The 16,149-nt window shown below is 66.7% G+C and carries 16 protein-coding genes; 11 read left to right on the top strand and 5 right to left on the bottom strand.

Going from position 1 to position 16,149, the window contains the following annotated elements:
• Nucleotides 1-3: 3 nt before the first annotated feature.
• Nucleotides 4-1,176: a tRNA guanosine(34) transglycosylase Tgt gene (gene tgt, locus ASE11_RS08025; protein ID WP_056269036.1), complete on the bottom strand. Its 1,173-nt coding sequence runs from the start codon at nucleotides 1,174-1,176 to the stop codon at nucleotides 4-6.
• A 163-nt stretch (nucleotides 1,177-1,339) separates the two neighbouring features.
• Between tgt and ASE11_RS08020 the strand changes: the two genes are divergently transcribed.
• Nucleotides 1,340-1,765 (top strand): c-type cytochrome, encoded by a 426-nt coding sequence (locus tag ASE11_RS08020; RefSeq protein WP_056269033.1) that lies wholly within the window; start codon nucleotides 1,340-1,342, stop codon nucleotides 1,763-1,765.
• Here the strand turns inward: ASE11_RS08020 and queA are convergent.
• On the bottom strand, nucleotides 1,753-2,877 hold the full coding sequence (queA, locus tag ASE11_RS08015; protein WP_056269031.1) for a tRNA preQ1(34) S-adenosylmethionine ribosyltransferase-isomerase QueA: 1,125 nt from the start codon (nucleotides 2,875-2,877) through the stop codon (nucleotides 1,753-1,755). The two genes, ASE11_RS08020 and queA, sit on opposite strands and share 13 nt — an antisense overlap.
• 72 nt (nucleotides 2,878-2,949) lie before the next feature.
• Here queA and ASE11_RS08010 point away from each other — a divergent pair, with 72 nt between their 5' ends.
• The 5 genes from ASE11_RS08010 (at nucleotide 2,950) to ASE11_RS25755 (ending at nucleotide 8,329) form a co-directional block, all read left to right on the top strand.
• Nucleotides 2,950-5,289, top strand: a complete 2,340-nt coding sequence (locus ASE11_RS08010) for an ATP-dependent DNA helicase RecG (RefSeq protein ID WP_056269028.1) — start codon at nucleotides 2,950-2,952, stop codon at nucleotides 5,287-5,289.
• 51 nt (nucleotides 5,290-5,340) lie between these two features.
• Nucleotides 5,341-6,300 (top strand): hydrogen peroxide-inducible genes activator, encoded by a 960-nt coding sequence (locus ASE11_RS08005; protein WP_056269026.1) that lies wholly within the window; start codon nucleotides 5,341-5,343, stop codon nucleotides 6,298-6,300.
• Nucleotides 6,301-6,336: 36 nt separating this feature from the next.
• Nucleotides 6,337-6,840, top strand: a complete 504-nt coding sequence (locus tag ASE11_RS08000; protein ID WP_056269025.1) for a Dps family protein — start codon at nucleotides 6,337-6,339, stop codon at nucleotides 6,838-6,840.
• 10 nt (nucleotides 6,841-6,850) lie between these two features.
• A complete protein-coding gene (gene ubiA / locus ASE11_RS07995; protein ID WP_056269023.1) occupies nucleotides 6,851-7,723 on the top strand; it encodes a 4-hydroxybenzoate octaprenyltransferase in 873 nt (290 codons plus the stop codon).
• Nucleotides 7,724-8,020: 297 nt separating this feature from the next.
• Nucleotides 8,021-8,329, top strand: a complete 309-nt coding sequence (locus ASE11_RS25755; RefSeq protein WP_156406268.1) for a hypothetical protein — start codon at nucleotides 8,021-8,023, stop codon at nucleotides 8,327-8,329.
• Nucleotides 8,330-8,528: 199 nt separating this feature from the next.
• Here ASE11_RS25755 and proC read toward each other — a convergent pair whose 3' ends face one another.
• The 3 genes from proC to ASE11_RS07980 are packed head-to-tail and all read right to left on the bottom strand — an operon-like array spanning nucleotide 8,529 to nucleotide 11,698.
• The gene (proC, locus tag ASE11_RS07990) at nucleotides 8,529-9,356 is read right to left on the bottom strand and encodes a pyrroline-5-carboxylate reductase (RefSeq protein ID WP_056269105.1); all 828 of its coding nucleotides are present in this window, start codon (nucleotides 9,354-9,356) and stop codon (nucleotides 8,529-8,531) included.
• Between the two features lie 32 nt (nucleotides 9,357-9,388).
• Nucleotides 9,389-10,882, bottom strand: a complete 1,494-nt coding sequence (glpK, locus tag ASE11_RS07985) for a glycerol kinase GlpK (RefSeq protein WP_056269020.1) — start codon at nucleotides 10,880-10,882, stop codon at nucleotides 9,389-9,391.
• Between the two features lie 21 nt (nucleotides 10,883-10,903).
• A complete protein-coding gene (locus ASE11_RS07980; protein ID WP_056269103.1) occupies nucleotides 10,904-11,698 on the bottom strand; it encodes a DeoR/GlpR family DNA-binding transcription regulator in 795 nt (264 codons plus the stop codon).
• A 161-nt stretch (nucleotides 11,699-11,859) separates the two neighbouring features.
• On the opposite strand from ASE11_RS07980, the gene ASE11_RS07975 reads away from it, so the two are divergent.
• The 5 genes from ASE11_RS07975 to ASE11_RS07955 all read left to right on the top strand — a co-directional run bounded on the left by ASE11_RS07975 (nucleotide 11,860) and on the right by ASE11_RS07955 (nucleotide 16,082).
• Nucleotides 11,860-12,936 carry an ABC transporter ATP-binding protein gene (locus ASE11_RS07975; RefSeq protein WP_056269018.1) on the top strand — a complete coding sequence of 359 codons (1,077 nt, stop codon included), beginning with the start codon at nucleotides 11,860-11,862 and terminating at the stop codon, nucleotides 12,934-12,936.
• On the top strand, nucleotides 12,936-14,012 hold the full coding sequence (locus tag ASE11_RS07970; protein WP_056269016.1) for an ABC transporter ATP-binding protein: 1,077 nt from the start codon (nucleotides 12,936-12,938) through the stop codon (nucleotides 14,010-14,012). Before ASE11_RS07975 ends, ASE11_RS07970 begins: the two co-directional genes overlap by 1 nt.
• A gap of 61 nt (nucleotides 14,013-14,073) precedes the next feature.
• Entirely contained in the window at nucleotides 14,074-14,967 is an 894-nt protein-coding gene (locus tag ASE11_RS07965; protein WP_056269014.1) for a carbohydrate ABC transporter permease, read from the top strand.
• Entirely contained in the window at nucleotides 14,960-15,772 is an 813-nt protein-coding gene (locus tag ASE11_RS07960) for a carbohydrate ABC transporter permease (protein WP_056269011.1), read from the top strand. The genes ASE11_RS07965 and ASE11_RS07960 overlap by 8 nt, the downstream gene beginning before the upstream one ends.
• A 1-nt stretch (nucleotide 15,773) precedes the next feature.
• Nucleotides 15,774-16,082: a DUF2160 domain-containing protein gene (locus ASE11_RS07955; protein ID WP_056269008.1), complete on the top strand. Its 309-nt coding sequence runs from the start codon at nucleotides 15,774-15,776 to the stop codon at nucleotides 16,080-16,082.
• Nucleotides 16,083-16,149: the final 67 nt, after the last annotated feature.

Raw genomic sequence — 16,149 nt, 5'->3', positions numbered from 1 at the left:
TCCCTAGACGCCGCGCGCCCGATCCGCCTTGAACTGCGCCCGGAACGCGTTGAATGTTCCCGCGTCCAGCGCCTCGCGCACCTCGCGCATGAGGTTCAGGTAGTAGTGCAGGTTGTGGATGGTCGCCAGCATCGGGCCGAGCATTTCACCGCAGCGGTCCAGGTGGTGCAGGTAGGCGCGGCTGAAGCCGTTGCGCCCGCCGTTGTCCCAGCTGACGCCACTTTTGCCAGCGCAGGCGTGGCAGGTGCAGGTGGTGTCCAGCGGCTGGTGGTCGGTCTTGTGACGCGCGTTGCGGATCTTCAGATCGCCAAAGCGGGTGAACAGCGTGCCGTTGCGCGCGTTGCGCGTGGGCATGACGCAGTCGAACATGTCCACGCCGTCGGCCACGCCCTGCACCAGGTCCTCGGGTGTGCCCACGCCCATCAGGTAACGCGGCTTGTGCGCGGGCAGGCGGTGCGGCGTGTGCGCCATGATCTGCAGCATCTGCTCTTTCGGCTCGCCCACGCTCACGCCGCCGATGGCGTAGCCGGGAAAGTTCATGTCCACCAGCGCGTCCAGCGACTCCTGGCGCAGGTGCTCGAACATGCCGCCCTGCACGATGCCGAACAGCGCGTTGGGGTTCTCCAGCCGCGCAAACTCGTCCTGCGAACGCTTGGCCCACCTCAAACTCATTTCCATGCTCTTGCGCGCCTCGGCCTCGGTGGTGAGGTGGCCGTTGGTTTCATACGGCGTGCACTCGTCGAGCTGCATCACGATGTCGCTGTTGAGCCCGGTCTGGATGTCCATGCTGACCTCGGGCGACATGAAGAGTTTGTCGCCGTTGACGGGGCTGGCGAAGGTCACGCCTTCTTCGGTGATCTTGCGCATGGCGCCGAGCGACCAGACCTGAAAGCCGCCCGAGTCGGTGAGGATGGGCTTGTGCCACTGCTCGAAGGCGTGCAGGCCGCCAAAGCTGTTCATCACCTCGCGGCCCGGGCGCATCCAGAGGTGGAAGGTGTTGCCCAGGATGATCTGCGCGCCCATGTCGTGCAGGCTTTGCGGCATCACGCCCTTGACGGTGCCATAGGTGCCCACCGGCATGAAGATGGGGGTCTGCACCACGCCGTGGTTGAGCGTGAGTTGGCCGCGGCGCGCGTGGCTCGTGGGGTCGGTGGTGAGCAGGTCGAATTGCAGCATGGGGGTGTTCCAGGGAAGGCGGCATTGTACGAAGGGGGTTGCTTGCCATTGAGTAACCTCAATTGGCGCGACCTGGTGGCGACCTAGCATGAAACACGGCTTGCACGGGATCACTCCGTGGGGGCCGCGAACCTCGCCAACCTACCCATTCAGGAGCCAAACCATGAAAACCTTGCAGAGAGGATTCCTCGCGCTTGTCATCGCTTGCAGTGGGGCCGCAGCGTGGGCTCAGCCCGCCGTGTTCGATCCGGGCAAGCAGGAATTTGCCGACAACTGCGCCAGTTGCCACGGCATGGACGGCAAAGGCAACGGGCCGTTGGGCGAACTGCTGCGCAAGAGCCCGCCCGACCTGACGCAGCTGGCGAAGAAGAATCAGGGTGTGTTGCCGATCAACCGCCTGTATGCCGTGATCGATGGCGCAGGCGTGCCCAGCCATGGTTCGCGCGACATGCCGGTGTGGGGCCGCGAATACCAGATCGACAACGCACAGCAGATGCGCGAAGCGCGCGGCCACTACGACTCGGCCGGTCTGGTGCGTGCCCGCATCCTCGTCCTGCTCGAATACCTCAGCCGCATTCAGACCCCTTGAGTGGGTGACCGTTGCAGCAGCATGGCGTCGCCATAGCTGAAGAAGCGGTAGCGGTGTTCGATCGCGTGGGCGTACAGCGCGCGGATGTGATCGAAGCCGGCGAAGGCACTGACCAGCATCATCAGCGTGGACTGGGGGAGGTGGAAGTTGGTGACCATCAGATCCACCACCTGGAAAGCAAAGCCCGGCGTAATGAAGATGTTGGTGTCGCCTTCGGTTTCACCGGAACGTGCCCAGCTCTCCAGCGTGCGCACGGTGGTGGTGCCCACGGCCACCACGCGGCCGCCGCGCGCGCGGCAGTCGGCGATCGCCTGCAGCGTGGCGGGCGGTATCGCATAGCGCTCGTGGTGCATCACGTGGTCTTCGATGCGGCCGGCCTTCATGGGCGCGAAGGTGCCCGCGCCCACGTGCAGCGTGACGCTGGCGCGCCGCACGCCGCGCATGTCGAGCGCGGCCAGCACGGCCTCGTCGAAATGCAGCGCGGCGGTGGGCGCGGCCACCGCGCCGGGCACGCGCGCGAACACGGTCTGGTAACGGCGTTCGTCGTCGGCTTCGTCGGCGTGGGTGATGTAAGGCGGCAACGGCACATGACCGTGGCGCGCCATCAGCTCGTAAGGGGTTTCTCCCGCCGGGCCGTGCAGCCGAAAGCGGAACAGCTGGCCTTGTTCATCTGGCCAGCGGCCGAGGAAGACCGCGTCGAACCCACCGCCGCGCAGGCCGCCCGCCATGTGCAGCCGGCCGCCGATCTGCGGCTTCTTGCTCACGCGCAGATGGGCCACCACCTCATGTGCCGAGCCGTCGCTGGCTTCATGCGGCAGCAGCACGCGCTCGATCAGCATCTCCAGCTGGCCCCCGCTGGCCTTCTGGCCGAAGAGGCGAGCCTTGACCACCTGCGTGTCGTTGAACACCAGCAGATCGCCTTCGTTCAGCAACCCGGGCAGCTCGCGAAAGATGCGGTCCACCGGCGCGCCAGCGGTGCCGTCGAGCAGGCGCGAGGCGCTGCGCTCGGGCGTGGGGTGCTGGGCGATCAGCTCGGTGGGGAGGTGGAAATCAAAATCCGCGACGGTGAATGCGCGCGCGGGGAAGTCCGCGGGGGGAGGGGTGTGCGTCATGCTGCTTGAGGGCTGGACGAAGCCCGTGCCAAGTGAAAAGGGAGGGTGAAGGGAAGCGGGCAGAATTGTCCCATGCCCGAAGCCACCCCCGCCACCAAGCCCTTGTCTGCCCCGCAGAAGGCCTTGCGCAAGCTCGGGCTGGTGCGCGACATCGACCTGGCGCTGCACCTGCCCCTGCGCTACGAGGACGAAACCCGCATCATCACGCTGCGCGAGGCGCGCGACGGACAACTGGCGCAGATCGAGGGCACGGTCACGCACAGCGAGATCACGCAGCGCCCGCGCCGCCAGCTGCTGGTGACGCTGGACGACGGCACCGACACCTGCACGCTGCGCTTCTTCAACTTCTATCCCGCGCACCAGAAGACGCTCGCCGTGGGCGCGCGGGTGCGGGTGCGTGGTGAGCTGCGCGGCGGCTTTCTGGGCTGGACCATGGTGCACCCCGCGTTCCACGCGGCCGGCGGCGAACTGCCCGATGCGCTCACGCCGGTGTATCCCACCAGCGCGCTGCTGCCCCAGGCCTACCTGCGCAAGGCGGTGGCCAGCGGCCTGAACCGCGCCGACCTCGGCGAGACGCTGCCGCCCGCGCTGCTGGGCGGTCTGCACGCCGTGGTGCGCGGCACCTGGACGCTGCGCGACGCGCTGCGTTACCTGCACCACCCGGGGCCGGACGTGTCGCTGGATGCACTCGAAGACCGCAGCCACCCGGCCTGGCAGCGCCTCAAGGCCGAGGAACTGCTGGCGCAGCAGCTCTCGCAGTTCACTGCCAAGCAGGAGCGCGCGGCCCTGCGCGCGCCGGCCTTGCGCGCCACGCACGGTGGCCTGCACGAACAGTTGCTCGGCGTGCTGCCGTTTGCGCTCACCACCGCGCAGCGCCGCGTGGGCGAAGAGATTGCGCGTGACATGATGCGCCAGGTGCCCATGCACCGTCTGCTGCAGGGCGACGTGGGATCGGGCAAGACGGTGGTGGCCGCGCTCGCCGCCGCCATCGCCATCGATGCCGGCTGGCAGTGCGCGCTGATGGCGCCGACCGAGATCCTCGCCGAGCAGCACTTCGCCAAGCTCATCGGCTGGCTGGAACCGCTGCTCGCGCCGCTGGGCAAGCGCGTGGCCTGGCTCACCGGCAGCCAGAAGAAAAAGCAGCGCGGCGAGATGCTCGCGCTGATCGCCAGCGGCGAGGCCGCGCTGGTGGTGGGCACGCACGCTGTCATCCAGGACCAGGTGGTGTTCAAGAACCTCGCGCTGGCCATCATCGACGAACAGCACCGCTTCGGCGTGGCGCAGCGGCTGGCGCTGCGAGGGAAGATGGGCGCCGGGTTGGCGAGCCCTTCGACAAGCTCAGGCCCTTCGACAGGCTCAGGACGATCGGAGTCCGAATCCGTTCGGGCTGAACGCGCTTCCGTTCGGGCTGAGCCTGTCGAAGCCCTCGCCCAGGAGCCCCACCTGCTGATGATGACGGCCACCCCCATTCCAAGAACGCTCGCCATGAGCTACTACGCCGACCTCGACGTCTCCACCATCGACGAGCTGCCGCCCGGCCGCACGCCCATCGTCACCAAGGTGGTGGCCGACAGCCGCCGTGCCGAGGTGGTCGAGCGCATCCGCGGTCAGCTCGCGCAGGGCCGGCAGGTGTACTGGGTCTGCCCGCTGATCGAGGAGAGCGAGGCGATCGATCTTTCGAATGCCACCGCCACGCACGCCGAACTCAGCGCGGCGCTCAACAGCCCTGCAGTGCCTTTCCGGGGAGAGGTGTCCCTGTCCAAGGCACCCGAGGGTCCGGCTTTGCCGGCCCAAGGGCGCGTCCCCCCCCGCGCCGAAGGCGCGCCAGAGAGGGGGGAAGCCGCGTCAGCGGCGCAGGGGGGGGCTACTGTTACCGTGGGCCTGCTGCATTCACGCATGCCGGTGGCCGAGAAGAAGGCAGTCATGTCGCTGTTCACCGGCGGACAAATGGGCGTGCTGGTCTCCACCACCGTGATCGAGGTCGGCGTGGATGTGCCCAACGCCTCGCTCATGGTGATCGAACACGCCGAGCGCTTCGGCCTTTCGCAACTGCACCAGTTGCGTGGGCGCGTGGGCCGCGGCGCCGCGGCCTCGGCCTGCGTGCTCATGTACACGCCACCCGATGGCGGGCGCCTGGGCGAGACCGCGCGCGAACGCCTGAAGGCCATGGCCGACACCAGCGACGGCTTCGAGATCGCTCGCCGCGACCTGGAGATCCGCGGCCCGGGCGAATTCCTCGGTGCGCGCCAGTCGGGCGCGCCGCTGCTGCGGTTTGCCGACCTCGCCACCGACACCCACCTGCTCGAATGGGCGCGCGCTGCCGCGCCGGTGATGCTGACCGAGTACCCGGACCTGGCCGAAAAACACATCGCCCGCTGGCTGGGCGGGAAGGCCGAGTTCCTCAAGGCTTGAATCTTTGGACCCGTCAGCCGGAGGTTTCCATGACGGGCGCAAAATACCTCCATGACCCTGACCGAACTCAAATACATCGTGGCCGTGGCGCGCGAAAAGCACTTTGGCAAAGCGGCCGAAGCCTGTTTCGTTTCGCAGCCCACGCTCTCGGTGGCCATCAAGAAGCTTGAAGAAGAGCTGGAGCTCAAGATCTTCGAGCGCAATGCGAACGAGATCAGCGTGACGCCGCTGGGCGAAGAGATCGTGCGCCAGGCGCAGACCGTGCTGGAGCAGGCCGCGGCCATCAAGGAAATCGCCAAACGCGGCAAGGACCCACTGGCCGGCCCGCTCAAGCTGGGCGTGATCTACACCATCGGCCCCTACCTGCTGCCCGACCTGGTGCGCCACGTGATCGACCGCACGCCGCAAATGCCGCTGATGCTGCAGGAGAACTTCACGGTGAAGCTGCTGGAGCAGTTGCGCCTGGGCGAGATCGACTGCGCCATCCTGGCCGAGCCCTTCCCCGACACCAATCTGGCCATTGCACCGCTGTACGACGAGCCCTTTCTGGCCGCCGTGCCGCACACGCATCCACTCGCCAAACAAGACCTCATCACCAACGAAGAACTCAAGCGCGAGACCATGCTGCTGCTGGGCACGGGCCACTGCTTCCGCGACCACGTGTTGGAGGTCTGCCCGGAGTTCGCGCGTTTCTCCAACGATGCAGAAGGCATCCGCAAGAGCTTCGAAGGCTCGTCGCTGGAGACCATCAAACACATGGTGGCCGCCGGCATGGGCGTGACGCTGGTGCCGCGTCTGTCGGTGCCCTCGTCGGCGCTTGAAGGCTCGGCCACGCCGGGACAGGACTTCGGCGACTCGTCTTACGTGCGCTACCTGCCGTTCGAAGGCGAGCCGCCCACGCGTCGCGTGGTGCTGGCTTGGCGGCGCAGCTTCACGCGTTACGAGGCGATTGCCGAGCTGCGCAACGCCATCTACGCCTGCGAACTGCCGGGCGTCAAACGCCTCTCTTGATTTTTTGTTTTTTCAACCATCCCTCAGGAGCTCTCCATGGCCAAAACCGCCAGCAAAGTCACCGCGCCCACCATCAACATCGGCATCAACGACAAAGACCGCGCCGCGATTGCGAAGGGCCTGTCCAAGCTGCTGGCCGACACCTACACGCTGTACCTGACCACGCACAACTTCCACTGGAACGTGACCGGGCCGATGTTCACCTCGCTACACACCTTGTTCATGACGCAGTACACCGAGCTGTGGACGGCGGTGGATCCGGTGGCCGAGCGCATCCGCTCGCTGGGCCATGCGGCGCCGGGCAGCTATGCGCAGTTCGGCAAGCTCAGCTCGGTGCCCGACGTGCCAGCCACGCCGCCCAAGGCCATGGAGATGGTGCGCATCCTCGTGCAGGGCCACGAAGCGGTGGCGCGCACGGCGCGTGAGCTGTTTCCCGTGGTCGACAAAGCCGGTGACGAGCCCACCGCAGACTTGCTGACGCAGCGCTTGACGGTGCACGAGCAGACCGCGTGGATGCTGCGCTCGATTCTTGAGGAGTGATCTTCTGACCATGGTCGCTGCGACGTCTCCGGCGCCTTCGCGCCTCTCGCTGTACCTCGACTTGATCCGCTGGAACCGCCCGGCGGGCTGGTTGCTGCTGCTCTGGCCGTCGTTGTCCGCGTTGTGGGTGGCGGCCGGCGGGTTTCCTGGTTGGCATCTCCTGGCCGTGTTCGTGCTCGGCACCATCCTCATGCGCAGCGCCGGCTGCTGCGTGAACGACGTGGCCGACCGTGAATTCGACAAGCATGTGAAACGCACCGCGCAACGGCCCGTGACCTCGGGCAAGGTGTCGGTGCGCGAAGCGCTGACGCTGGGCGCGGTGCTGGCGCTGGCTGCCTTCGGGCTGGTGCTCACCACCAACACGCCCACGGTGCTGTGGTCGTTCGCGGCGCTGGCCATCACGCTGGCGTATCCGTACGCCAAGCGCTTTGTGTCCATGCCGCAGGCGGTGCTGGGCGTGGCCTTCAGCTTCGGCGTGCCCATGGCGTTTGCCGCGGTGCAGTCGCAGGTGCCGCTGCAGGCCTGGGTGCTGTTGCTGGGCAACCTGTTCTGGGTGCTGGCCTACGACACCGAATACGCCATGGTGGACCGCGACGACGACCTGCGCATCGGCATGAAGACCTCGGCGATCACGCTGGGCAAGGCCGACGTGCCTGCCGTTACCGCGTTCTATCTGGTGTTCCTGGTGGTCTGGACGGCTGCGCTGTGGAGCGTGGTGAACCCTTGGGTGTGGGGCGCCATGCTGGTGGTGGCGCTGGCCCAGGTGGTTTGGCACTTCCAGCTCATCAAGGGCCGCAGCCGCGACGGCTGCTTCAAGGCCTTTCGGCTCAACCACTGGCTGGGTTTCACCGTGTTCGTGGGCGTGGTGCTCGGCTTGGTTTGACGTGCGCTGCGTTTCGGTCGTGGTGCTTCGCTGGCCCACGGATGCAGCGTGCCCTGCTCCGCGGCTGTCCCCCGGCGGCTGGTGCCGCCTCCTCCTTTATGCCGCTGCGCAGGGCACACCGCGTCCGTGGGCAAACGGGCGAGTGGGCGCGCGTCCCATCGGTTTTGGCGCTGTACGATCGCGGCTATCGGTAGAAGCGGACATCGATCCTTTATGCGACGCACACTTGTTTGTCTTTTTAGCTTCGCTGCGGTTGGGCTCTTCAGCGCATGCGGCGAGATGCATCGGGATGCGGCCATGCGCTACACGGAAGTTGTTCACGAGGCGTTGGTCGAGCAAAGGGTTTGTAATGACAAACGGGCTTGCGTTCAGGGCGAGTTCGCCAAATGGGAAGGCGGTCGCGCCGCAGTTTTGTTCTGGCCGGCAACAGGACCCTTTGTGAATCTTTACGGCATCCCTAGCGCCCAGGTCGTGGATGCCGTTGCTGGTCGAATTCGTGAAATTCAGCAGGCCGAGGCTCTCCCGCCAGTCACTTTGACAGCCTACGCGGGTCCACATTCCAGCAAAGGTGCTTCGGTTCGGACCGTGCGCATTGAACCTAGATGACCAGCAGCGTGTGACGGGCGGGTGCCGATGTCACATGCCGGCTGTCAACACGTCTGCTTGGGGCCCTTCCGGTCCTCGCCCGCCACCCCCGCTCGCGGATGCGGTGTGCTCTGCGCAGCGGCATCAAGGAGGAGGCGGCTCCAGCCGCCGGGGGACAGCCGCGGAGCAGAGCGCACTGCGTCCGCGAGCAGCGCGAGGGTCACTTGCCGAATTCGCGGCCGAGTTCTTCTGCCCGCTTCTGCGCAGCGAAAAGTGCCTCTTCAAACTTGGCCTTCACACCCGCCGCTTCCATCGAGGTGAGCGCCGCGTAGGTCGTACCGCCCTTGGAGGTGACACGCTCGCGCAGCGTCTGTGGCGGATCGTCCGAACGCTGCGCCAGCGTGGCCGCGCCCACGAAGGTGCCCACCGCGAGCTGGTACGCCACCTCGGGCGGCAGGCCCATGCGGGTGCCCGCGTCGCGCATGGCTTCGAGGAAATAGAACACGTAGGCCGGGCCTGAGCCGGAGATGGCGGTCACCGCGTCCAGCTGTTGTTCGGCATCCACCCACACCAGTTCGCCGGTGGTCTTCACCACGGCTTCGACCAGCGCACGGTCGGCGCTGCTGGCGCCAGCGCGAGCGAACAGGCCCGTCATGCCCAGGCCGACGAGCGCTGGCGTGTTGGGCATGGCGCGCACGATGCGCTGCGTCTGCAGCCAGCCGGCCATGCTCTCGCTGGTGATGCCGGCGGCCACGCTCAGGTGCAGCGCGCTGCCCAAATGGGGCTGGCTGGCGAGTGCGGCGTCTTTGAAGGTTTGCGGCTTCACGGCCCAGACCACGAGGTCCGAGGGGCGCAGCTCAGCGCTGGCAGCGGTGAGCAGTGAAACGCCGGGAAACTGCTGCGCGAGCTTTGCACGTTGTTCGTCCCAAGGTTCGACGATCTGCAAGGCGCTGGCCGGGTGACCCTGGCGAAGCAGGCCGCCGACGATGGCGCTGGCCATGTTGCCGCCGCCGATGAAGGTGATGGTGGGGTGGGTGAGGGTGTTCATCGCGCCATTGTCGCGCGCCGCCACCCGGGGCTTCAGGGCGCCACGGTTTGACGGACTGCGTGTTCCCACTGCGCCATCTTCTCGGCCGCGCGTTCGCGCGAAAGCGTCGGGTGGAAGGTGCGCTCGGCGCGCCACTGCTTAGAGAGTTCGTCCAGCCCGCCATACAAGCCGGTGTGCAGACCGGCGAGATACGCCGCACCGAGCGCGGTGGTCTCGATCACCGCCGGCCGCACCACCGGGATGCCCAGCAGGTCGGCCTGGATCTGCATCAGCAGGTCATTGACGCAGGCGCCGCCGTCCACCCGCAGTTCGCTCACGGGCACGCCGCCGGCGGCCACCGCGTCGCGGCTCATCGCGTCAAGCAGGGCCGCGCTCTGGAAGGCGATGCTCTCCAGCGCGGCGCGCGCGATGTGCGCGATGGTGGTGCCGCGCGTGAGGCCGGTGATGCTGCCGCGCGTGTCGGGCTGCCAGTAGGGCGCACCCAGGCCGGTGAAGGCCGGCACCAGCACCACGCCGCCGGCGTCGGGCACGCTCTCGGCGAGTGCCTGCACCTCGCTGCTGGACTGGATCGCGCGCAGGCCGTCGCGCAGCCACTGCACCACCGCGCCACCGATGAACACGCTGCCTTCGAGCGCGTATTGCTGAGGCCCCGGCGGCTGCGCGGTGGCGGTGGTGATGAGCCCGTTCTGGCTGACCTGGAAGCGTTCGCCGGTGTGCATGAGCATGAAGCAGCCGGTGCCGTAGGTGTTCTTGGCCATGCCGGCGGTGAAGCAGGCCTGGCCGAAGAGGGCGCTTTGCTGGTCGCCCGCCACGCCGCCGATCTCCAGCGGCGCGCCCAGCCATTCGGCCTTCATCTCGCCGAAGTGCGAGCTCGACGGCAGCGCCTCGGGCATCAGGCTCTTCGGGATGTCGAGCAGGGCCAGCAGCTCGTCTTCCCATTCGCGGCTGTGCACGTTGAACAGCATGGTGCGCGACGCGTTGCTCACGTCGGTCACATGCCGCTCGCCGCCGGTGAGCTGCCAGATCAACCAGCTGTCCACCGTGCCGAAGGCGAGTTCGCCGCGCTCCGCCTGCGCGCGCGCGCCGGGCACGTTGTCCAGGATCCACTTGAGCTTGGTGCCGGAGAAATAGGCGTCGATGCGCAAGCCGGTTTTTTGAAGCACGGTGTCGCTGGAGCCGCGTTCGCGCAGTTCGGCACAGGTGGCCTCGGCGCGACGGTCCTGCCAGACGATCGCGTTGTACACGGGCTCGCCGGTCTTGCGGTTCCACACCAGCGTGGTTTCGCGCTGGTTCGTGATGCCCACGGCCGCGATCTGGTCGGCTCGCAGGTTCGCCTGTTTCAAGGCTTCGCGCGCGGTCTCCAGTTGCGTTTGCCACAGGTCGCGCGGGTCGTGCTCGACCCAGCCGGGTTGCGGGTAGATCTGGCGGAACTCGCGCTGCGCCATGGTGACGACGCGGCCAGCGCGGTCGAACACGATGCTGCGCGAACTGGAGGTGCCCTGGTCCAGGGCAAGCAGGTAGGTCATGGTGTCTTCCGGGAAGCGGGGTCAGGCGATGGCCGTGTCGTTCGGGGTGCCCGCACCGGCGATCACGCATTCGACGTTGCCCGCGGCCAGCAGGTCGTGGAAGGGCGGCGGCGGTGGCAGGTCGGTGAAGACCACGTCGAGGTCGTCCAGCCGCGCGAGCTCGACCATGGCGGGCCGATTGAACTTGCTGTGATCGGCCGCGAGCCAGACCTCGCGCGACTGCTCGACGATGGCGCGCGCGACCTTCACCTCGCGGTAGTCGAAGTCGCGCAGCGTGCCGTCGGCCTCGATGCCGCTGATGCCGATCAGACCGATGTCGACCTTGAACTGGCGCATGAAGTCCACCGTGGCTTCGCCCACGATGCCCTGGTCGGCGCCGCGCACCAGGCCGCCGGCGACGATCACCTCGCAGTCCGGGTTGGTGCTCATGAGCGAGGCGATGTGCAGGTTGTTGGTGATCACGCGCAGGCCGCGGTGGTGCTGCAGCTCGCGCGCCACCGCCTCGATGGTGGTGCCGATGTTCATGATCAGCGAGCAGCCGTTGGGCACGCGGCGGGCCACGGTGCGCGCGATGCGCGCCTTGGCGTCGGACTGCATGGCCTGGCGCTGGCGGTAGGCGATGTTCTCGGTGGTCGAGCCGGGCAGGCGCACGCCACCGTGAAAGCGCGAGAGCAAGCCGGCCTCGGCCAGGCGCTGCACGTCGCGGCGCACCGTTTGCAAAGTGACGCCGAAACGCTCGGCCATGGCTTCGATGGTCTGTGGGCCGTGGGCGCGCACTTCGTCGAGCAGCTGGGTGTGGCGGGGGTTGAGGTTCATCGGTTGTGAGGTGGGCAGGCAGGCCATCCGAACATAACGGAAATTTTTTTCACCCCGGTCAGGGTAAGTACCGAATAAAAAGGAACATAAACGAACAATAGAATCCGGCAAACGAAATGCCACCCGATCATGGGTGTGCGGTTTTTCACGCTGGGAATCGAATGCAGCTTTCTCTGGAGCATGTGGGCAAGACCGTCGGGCCTGCCGTCCACCTCTACCCCCAAAGCCTGAGCCTGGCCCCTGGCGCCGTGACGGTGTTGCTGGGTGCCACGCAGGCCGGCAAGACCAGCCTGATGCGCGTCATGGCCGGGCTGGACGTGGCAAGCTCCGGCCGGGTGCTGGTCGACGGTGTGGACGTGACGCGCATGTCGGTGCGCCAGCGCAACGTGGCCATGGTCTACCAGCAGTTCGTCAACTACCCCTCGATGACGGTGGCGCAGAACATCGCATCGCCGATGCGCCTGCGCGGCGAGCGCGACGTGGACCAGAAGGTGCGCGACATCGCTGCGCGCCTGCACATCGACATGTTCCTGGACCGCCTGCCGGCGGAGCTCTCGGGCGGCCAGCAGCAGCGCGTGGCGCTGGCGCGCGCGCTGGCCAAGCAGGCGCCGCTGATGCTGTTCGACGAGCCGCTGGTGAACCTGGACTACAAGCTGCGCGAAGAGCTGCGCGAGGAACTCACCCACCTGTTTGCCACCGGCGACTCCACCGTGGTCTACGCCACCACCGAGCCGGGCGAGGCGCTGCTGCTGGGCGGCTACACCGCGGTGATGGATGCGGGGGAGCTGCTGCAGTACGGCCCGACCGCCGAGGTGTTCCACCAGCCGCAGAGCATCCGCGTGGCGCGCGCCTTCAGCGACCCGCCCATGAACCTGTTGACCGCCGAGGCGGTGGCCGGTGGTGTGCGGGTGCAGGGCGGCGAGGTCTGGCCCTTGCAGTTGCCGGCCGACGCACCCACGCGCCTCACGCTGGGCTTGCGCGCCGGTGGCCTGCGCGTGGTCGCCAGGACAGGCGACGTGGCCTTGCCCGGGCGCGTGGAACTGGCCGAGATTGCGGGCTCCGACACCTTCGTGCACGTGCACACCCTCGTGGGTGAGCTGGTGGCCCAGCTCACCGGTGTGCACGTCTGCCCGCTGGGTGACCCGATCACGCTCTACCTGCAGCCCGACAGCCTGTTTGTCTTTGATGCCGACGGCCCGCTGGTGCGCTCGCCGGCGCGTCCTGGAAAGGCCCGCTGATGGCACGCATCGAACTCGACCTGGCGCACGCCTACAAGCCGCATCCGAAGGCGGACGAGGACTACGCGCTGCTGCCGCTGAAGATGACGTTCGAGGACGGCGGTGCGTATGCGCTGCTCGGCCCCTCGGGCTGCGGCAAGACCACCATGCTCAACATCATCTCGGGCTTGCTCGTGCCCTCGCAAGGCACGGTGCGCTTCGATGGCCAGGATGTGACGCGTCACAGCCCGCAGCAGCGCAACATCGCGCAGGTGTTCCAGTTCCCGGTGATCTACGACACCATGACCGTGGCGCAGAACCTCGCGTTTCCACTGAAGAACCGCAAGGTGCCCGAGGCGGAAATCAAGCTGCAGGTGGGGCGCATTGCCGAGATGCTGGAGATGAGCCACCAGCTCGACATGCGCGCCGCGGGACTCAGCGCCGACCAGAAGCAGAAGATTTCTCTGGGCCGCGGCCTGGTGCGTTCGGACGTGTCGGCCGTGCTGTTCGACGAGCCCCTGACCGTGATCGACCCGCACCTGAAATGGCAGCTGCGGCGCAAGCTCAAGCAGATCCACCACGAGCTCAAGCTCACGCTGATCTACGTGACGCACGACCAGGTGGAGGCGCTGACCTTCGCCGACGAGGTGGTGGTGATGACGCGCGGGCGCGCGGTGCAGGTGGGTGCGGCCGAGGCGCTGTTCGAGCGGCCGGCCCACACCTTCGTGGGCCACTTCATCGGATCTCCGGGCATGAACTTCCTGCCAGCGTCCAGCGTGCGCGGCGGCCTGGTGGTGCTGGACAAGCCTCTGGCGCTCACCAACGGTCGGACCCTGCCCGAGGGACCGCTCAAGCTCGGCATCCGCCCCGAATACCTCGCGCTTGGCCAGGCCGGCGAGCCCAACACCGTGCCCGCGACGGTGACGCGCGTGCAGGACATCGGCACTTACGTGATGGTCACCCTGGAAGCCGGTGAACACCGGCTCAAGTGCCGCCTGGCACCCGAGGCCGCCGCGCCGGTGGCGGGCGAGATGGTGCATCTGCGGGTGTTGGGTGAACACACCTGCTTCTATCAAGACGAGGCACTCGTTTCATGAGCGCCGCGCCGGGCCGCCCCAAGCAAGCTCGCACCGCAGTGCGCAGCACGGAGGTTTTTGAATGAGCAATACGACCAAACCCGTGAACCAGAAAGCCTGGTTCCTCGTGCTGCCGGTCATCGTCTGTGTTGCCTTCTCGGCCATCCTGCCGCTGATGACGGTGGTGAACTACTCGGTGCAGGACATCTTCTCGCCCGAGCGGCGCGTGTTCGTCGGCACAGAGTGGTTCGCCGCCGTGATGCGCGACGAAGAGCTGCACCTCGCGCTGTGGCGGCAGATCCAGTTTTCGCTGGCGGTGCTGCTGGTGGAGATCCCGCTGGGCATCGCGCTGGCGCTCTCCATGCCGGCGCAAGGCTGGAAGTCGTCGGCGGTGTTGGTGCTGGTGGCGTTGTCGCTGCTGATCCCGTGGAACGTGGTCGGCACGATCTGGCAGATCTTCGGCCGCGCCGACATCGGCCTGCTCGGCTACTTCCTGCAGTGGGTCGGCATGGAGTACAGCTACACCGGCAACTCCACCCACGCCTGGTGGACGGTGCTGGCCATGGATGTGTGGCACTGGACGCCGCTGGTGGCGTTGCTGGCTTTTGCGGGCCTGCGCAGCATTCCCGACGCCTACTACCAGGCCGCCAGCATCGACGGCGCCAGCAAGTGGGCGGTGTTCCGCTACATCCAGCTGCCCAAGATGCGCGGCGTGCTGATGATCGCGGTGCTGCTGCGCTTCATGGACAGCTTCATGATCTACACCGAGCCCTTCGTGCTCACCGGCGGCGGCCCCGGCAACGCCACCACCTTCCTCTCGCAGTACCTCACCACCAAGGCGGTCGGCCAGTTCGACCTCGGCCCGGCGGCGGCGTTCTCCCTCATCTACTTCCTCATCATCCTGCTGTTCTGCTTCGTGCTCTACAACTGGATGCAGAGCCTGGGCACATCTCAGAAGGAGCCTGGTCATGAATGACCGCAGATTCAAGAAGCGGACGTTCTTTCTGCTTGCGTATCTGGTTTTCGCGCTGTTGCCCATCTACTGGATGGTCAACATGAGCTTCAAGACGAACCAGGAAATCCTGTCCTCGTTCACCCTGTGGCCGGCCGAGTTCACCTGGGCCAACTACCGGACCATCTTCACCGACCCGTCCTGGTATTCGGGCTACATCAACAGCCTGATCTACGTCGGCATCAACACGGTGATCTCGCTCACCGTGGCGCTGCCGGCGGCCTACGCGTTCTCGCGCTACCGCTTCCTGGGCGACAAGCACGTGTTCTTCTGGCTGCTCACCAACCGCATGACGCCGCCGGCGGTGTTCCTGCTGCCGTTCTTCCAGCTCTACACCACGCTGGGCCTGATGGACACGCACATCGCCGTGGCCATGGCGCACCTGCTGTTCAACGTGCCGCTGGCGGTGTGGATCCTGGAAGGCTTCATGAGCGGCATCCCGCGCGAGATCGACGAGACCGCGTACATCGACGGCTACAGCTTCCCGCGCTTCTTCTTCACCATCTTCCTGCCGCTCATCAAGGCCGGTGTGGGCGTGGCGGCGTTCTTCTGCTTCATGTTCTCGTGGGTCGAATTGCTGCTGGCGCGCACGCTCACCAGCGTCAACGCCAAACCCATCGTCGCGACCATGACGCGCACCGTGAGCGCGAGCGGCATGGACTGGGCGACGCTGGCCGCGGCCGGCGTGCTCACCATCGTGCCGGGCGCGATCGTGATCTGGTTTGTGCGGCATTACATCGCCAAAGGCTTTGCGATGGGGAGGGTCTGACATGTTTACCTGGATGGTCTGGACCACACCGGTCGCTGTCTTCTTTACCTGCATTGCACTCATGCTCATCGGCATGACCGTGTGGGAAATCAAGTCGCCCACGGTCGAGCGCAAGGGCTTCCTGCCCATGGTCACCACACGTGGTGACCGCCTCTTCATCGGCCTGCTCGGTGCGGCCTACATCAACCTGGCCTTCATCGGCCTGGCGGGCTGGTTCACGCAATGGCTTTCGCTGGAGCAGGAGCCCAGCATCTGGATCTCCTTCGTCGCGTCCATGGCCTGGCTGGTGCTGGCACTGCGCAAGGGCTGATCGCTCCATGGTCTTCGGTATTCGGCCCATTGCTTCCCCGGGGCCGAGACCTGTCACACACCGGGGA

The organism is Hydrogenophaga sp. Root209 (assembly GCF_001428625.1).
Taxonomy (GTDB): Bacteria; Pseudomonadota; Gammaproteobacteria; order Burkholderiales; family Burkholderiaceae_C; genus Hydrogenophaga.
Note: the sequence above shows the minus strand (reverse complement) of the source record. Positions and strands in the feature narration are given on the sequence as shown.

Excerpts from the sequence above, each read along its gene's own strand:
- tgt (WP_056269036.1), bottom strand. The coding sequence starts at position 1,176 with ATGCTGCAATTCGACCTGCTCACCACCGACCCCACGAGCCACGCGCGC.
- ASE11_RS08020 (WP_056269033.1), top strand. The coding sequence starts at position 1,340 with ATGAAAACCTTGCAGAGAGGATTCCTCGCGCTTGTCATCGCTTGCAGT.
- queA (WP_056269031.1), bottom strand. The coding sequence starts at position 2,877 with ATGACGCACACCCCTCCCCCCGCGGACTTCCCCGCGCGCGCATTCACC.
- ASE11_RS08010 (WP_056269028.1), top strand. The coding sequence starts at position 2,950 with ATGCCCGAAGCCACCCCCGCCACCAAGCCCTTGTCTGCCCCGCAGAAG.
- ASE11_RS08005 (WP_056269026.1), top strand. The coding sequence starts at position 5,341 with ATGACCCTGACCGAACTCAAATACATCGTGGCCGTGGCGCGCGAAAAG.
- ASE11_RS08000 (WP_056269025.1), top strand. The coding sequence starts at position 6,337 with ATGGCCAAAACCGCCAGCAAAGTCACCGCGCCCACCATCAACATCGGC.
- ubiA (WP_056269023.1), top strand. The coding sequence starts at position 6,851 with ATGGTCGCTGCGACGTCTCCGGCGCCTTCGCGCCTCTCGCTGTACCTC.
- ASE11_RS25755 (WP_156406268.1), top strand. The coding sequence starts at position 8,021 with ATGCGCTACACGGAAGTTGTTCACGAGGCGTTGGTCGAGCAAAGGGTT.
- proC (WP_056269105.1), bottom strand. The coding sequence starts at position 9,356 with ATGAACACCCTCACCCACCCCACCATCACCTTCATCGGCGGCGGCAAC.
- glpK (WP_056269020.1), bottom strand. The coding sequence starts at position 10,882 with ATGACCTACCTGCTTGCCCTGGACCAGGGCACCTCCAGTTCGCGCAGC.
- ASE11_RS07980 (WP_056269103.1), bottom strand. The coding sequence starts at position 11,698 with ATGAACCTCAACCCCCGCCACACCCAGCTGCTCGACGAAGTGCGCGCC.
- ASE11_RS07975 (WP_056269018.1), top strand. The coding sequence starts at position 11,860 with ATGCAGCTTTCTCTGGAGCATGTGGGCAAGACCGTCGGGCCTGCCGTC.
- ASE11_RS07970 (WP_056269016.1), top strand. The coding sequence starts at position 12,936 with ATGGCACGCATCGAACTCGACCTGGCGCACGCCTACAAGCCGCATCCG.
- ASE11_RS07965 (WP_056269014.1), top strand. The coding sequence starts at position 14,074 with ATGAGCAATACGACCAAACCCGTGAACCAGAAAGCCTGGTTCCTCGTG.
- ASE11_RS07960 (WP_056269011.1), top strand. The coding sequence starts at position 14,960 with ATGAATGACCGCAGATTCAAGAAGCGGACGTTCTTTCTGCTTGCGTAT.
- ASE11_RS07955 (WP_056269008.1), top strand. The coding sequence starts at position 15,774 with ATGTTTACCTGGATGGTCTGGACCACACCGGTCGCTGTCTTCTTTACC.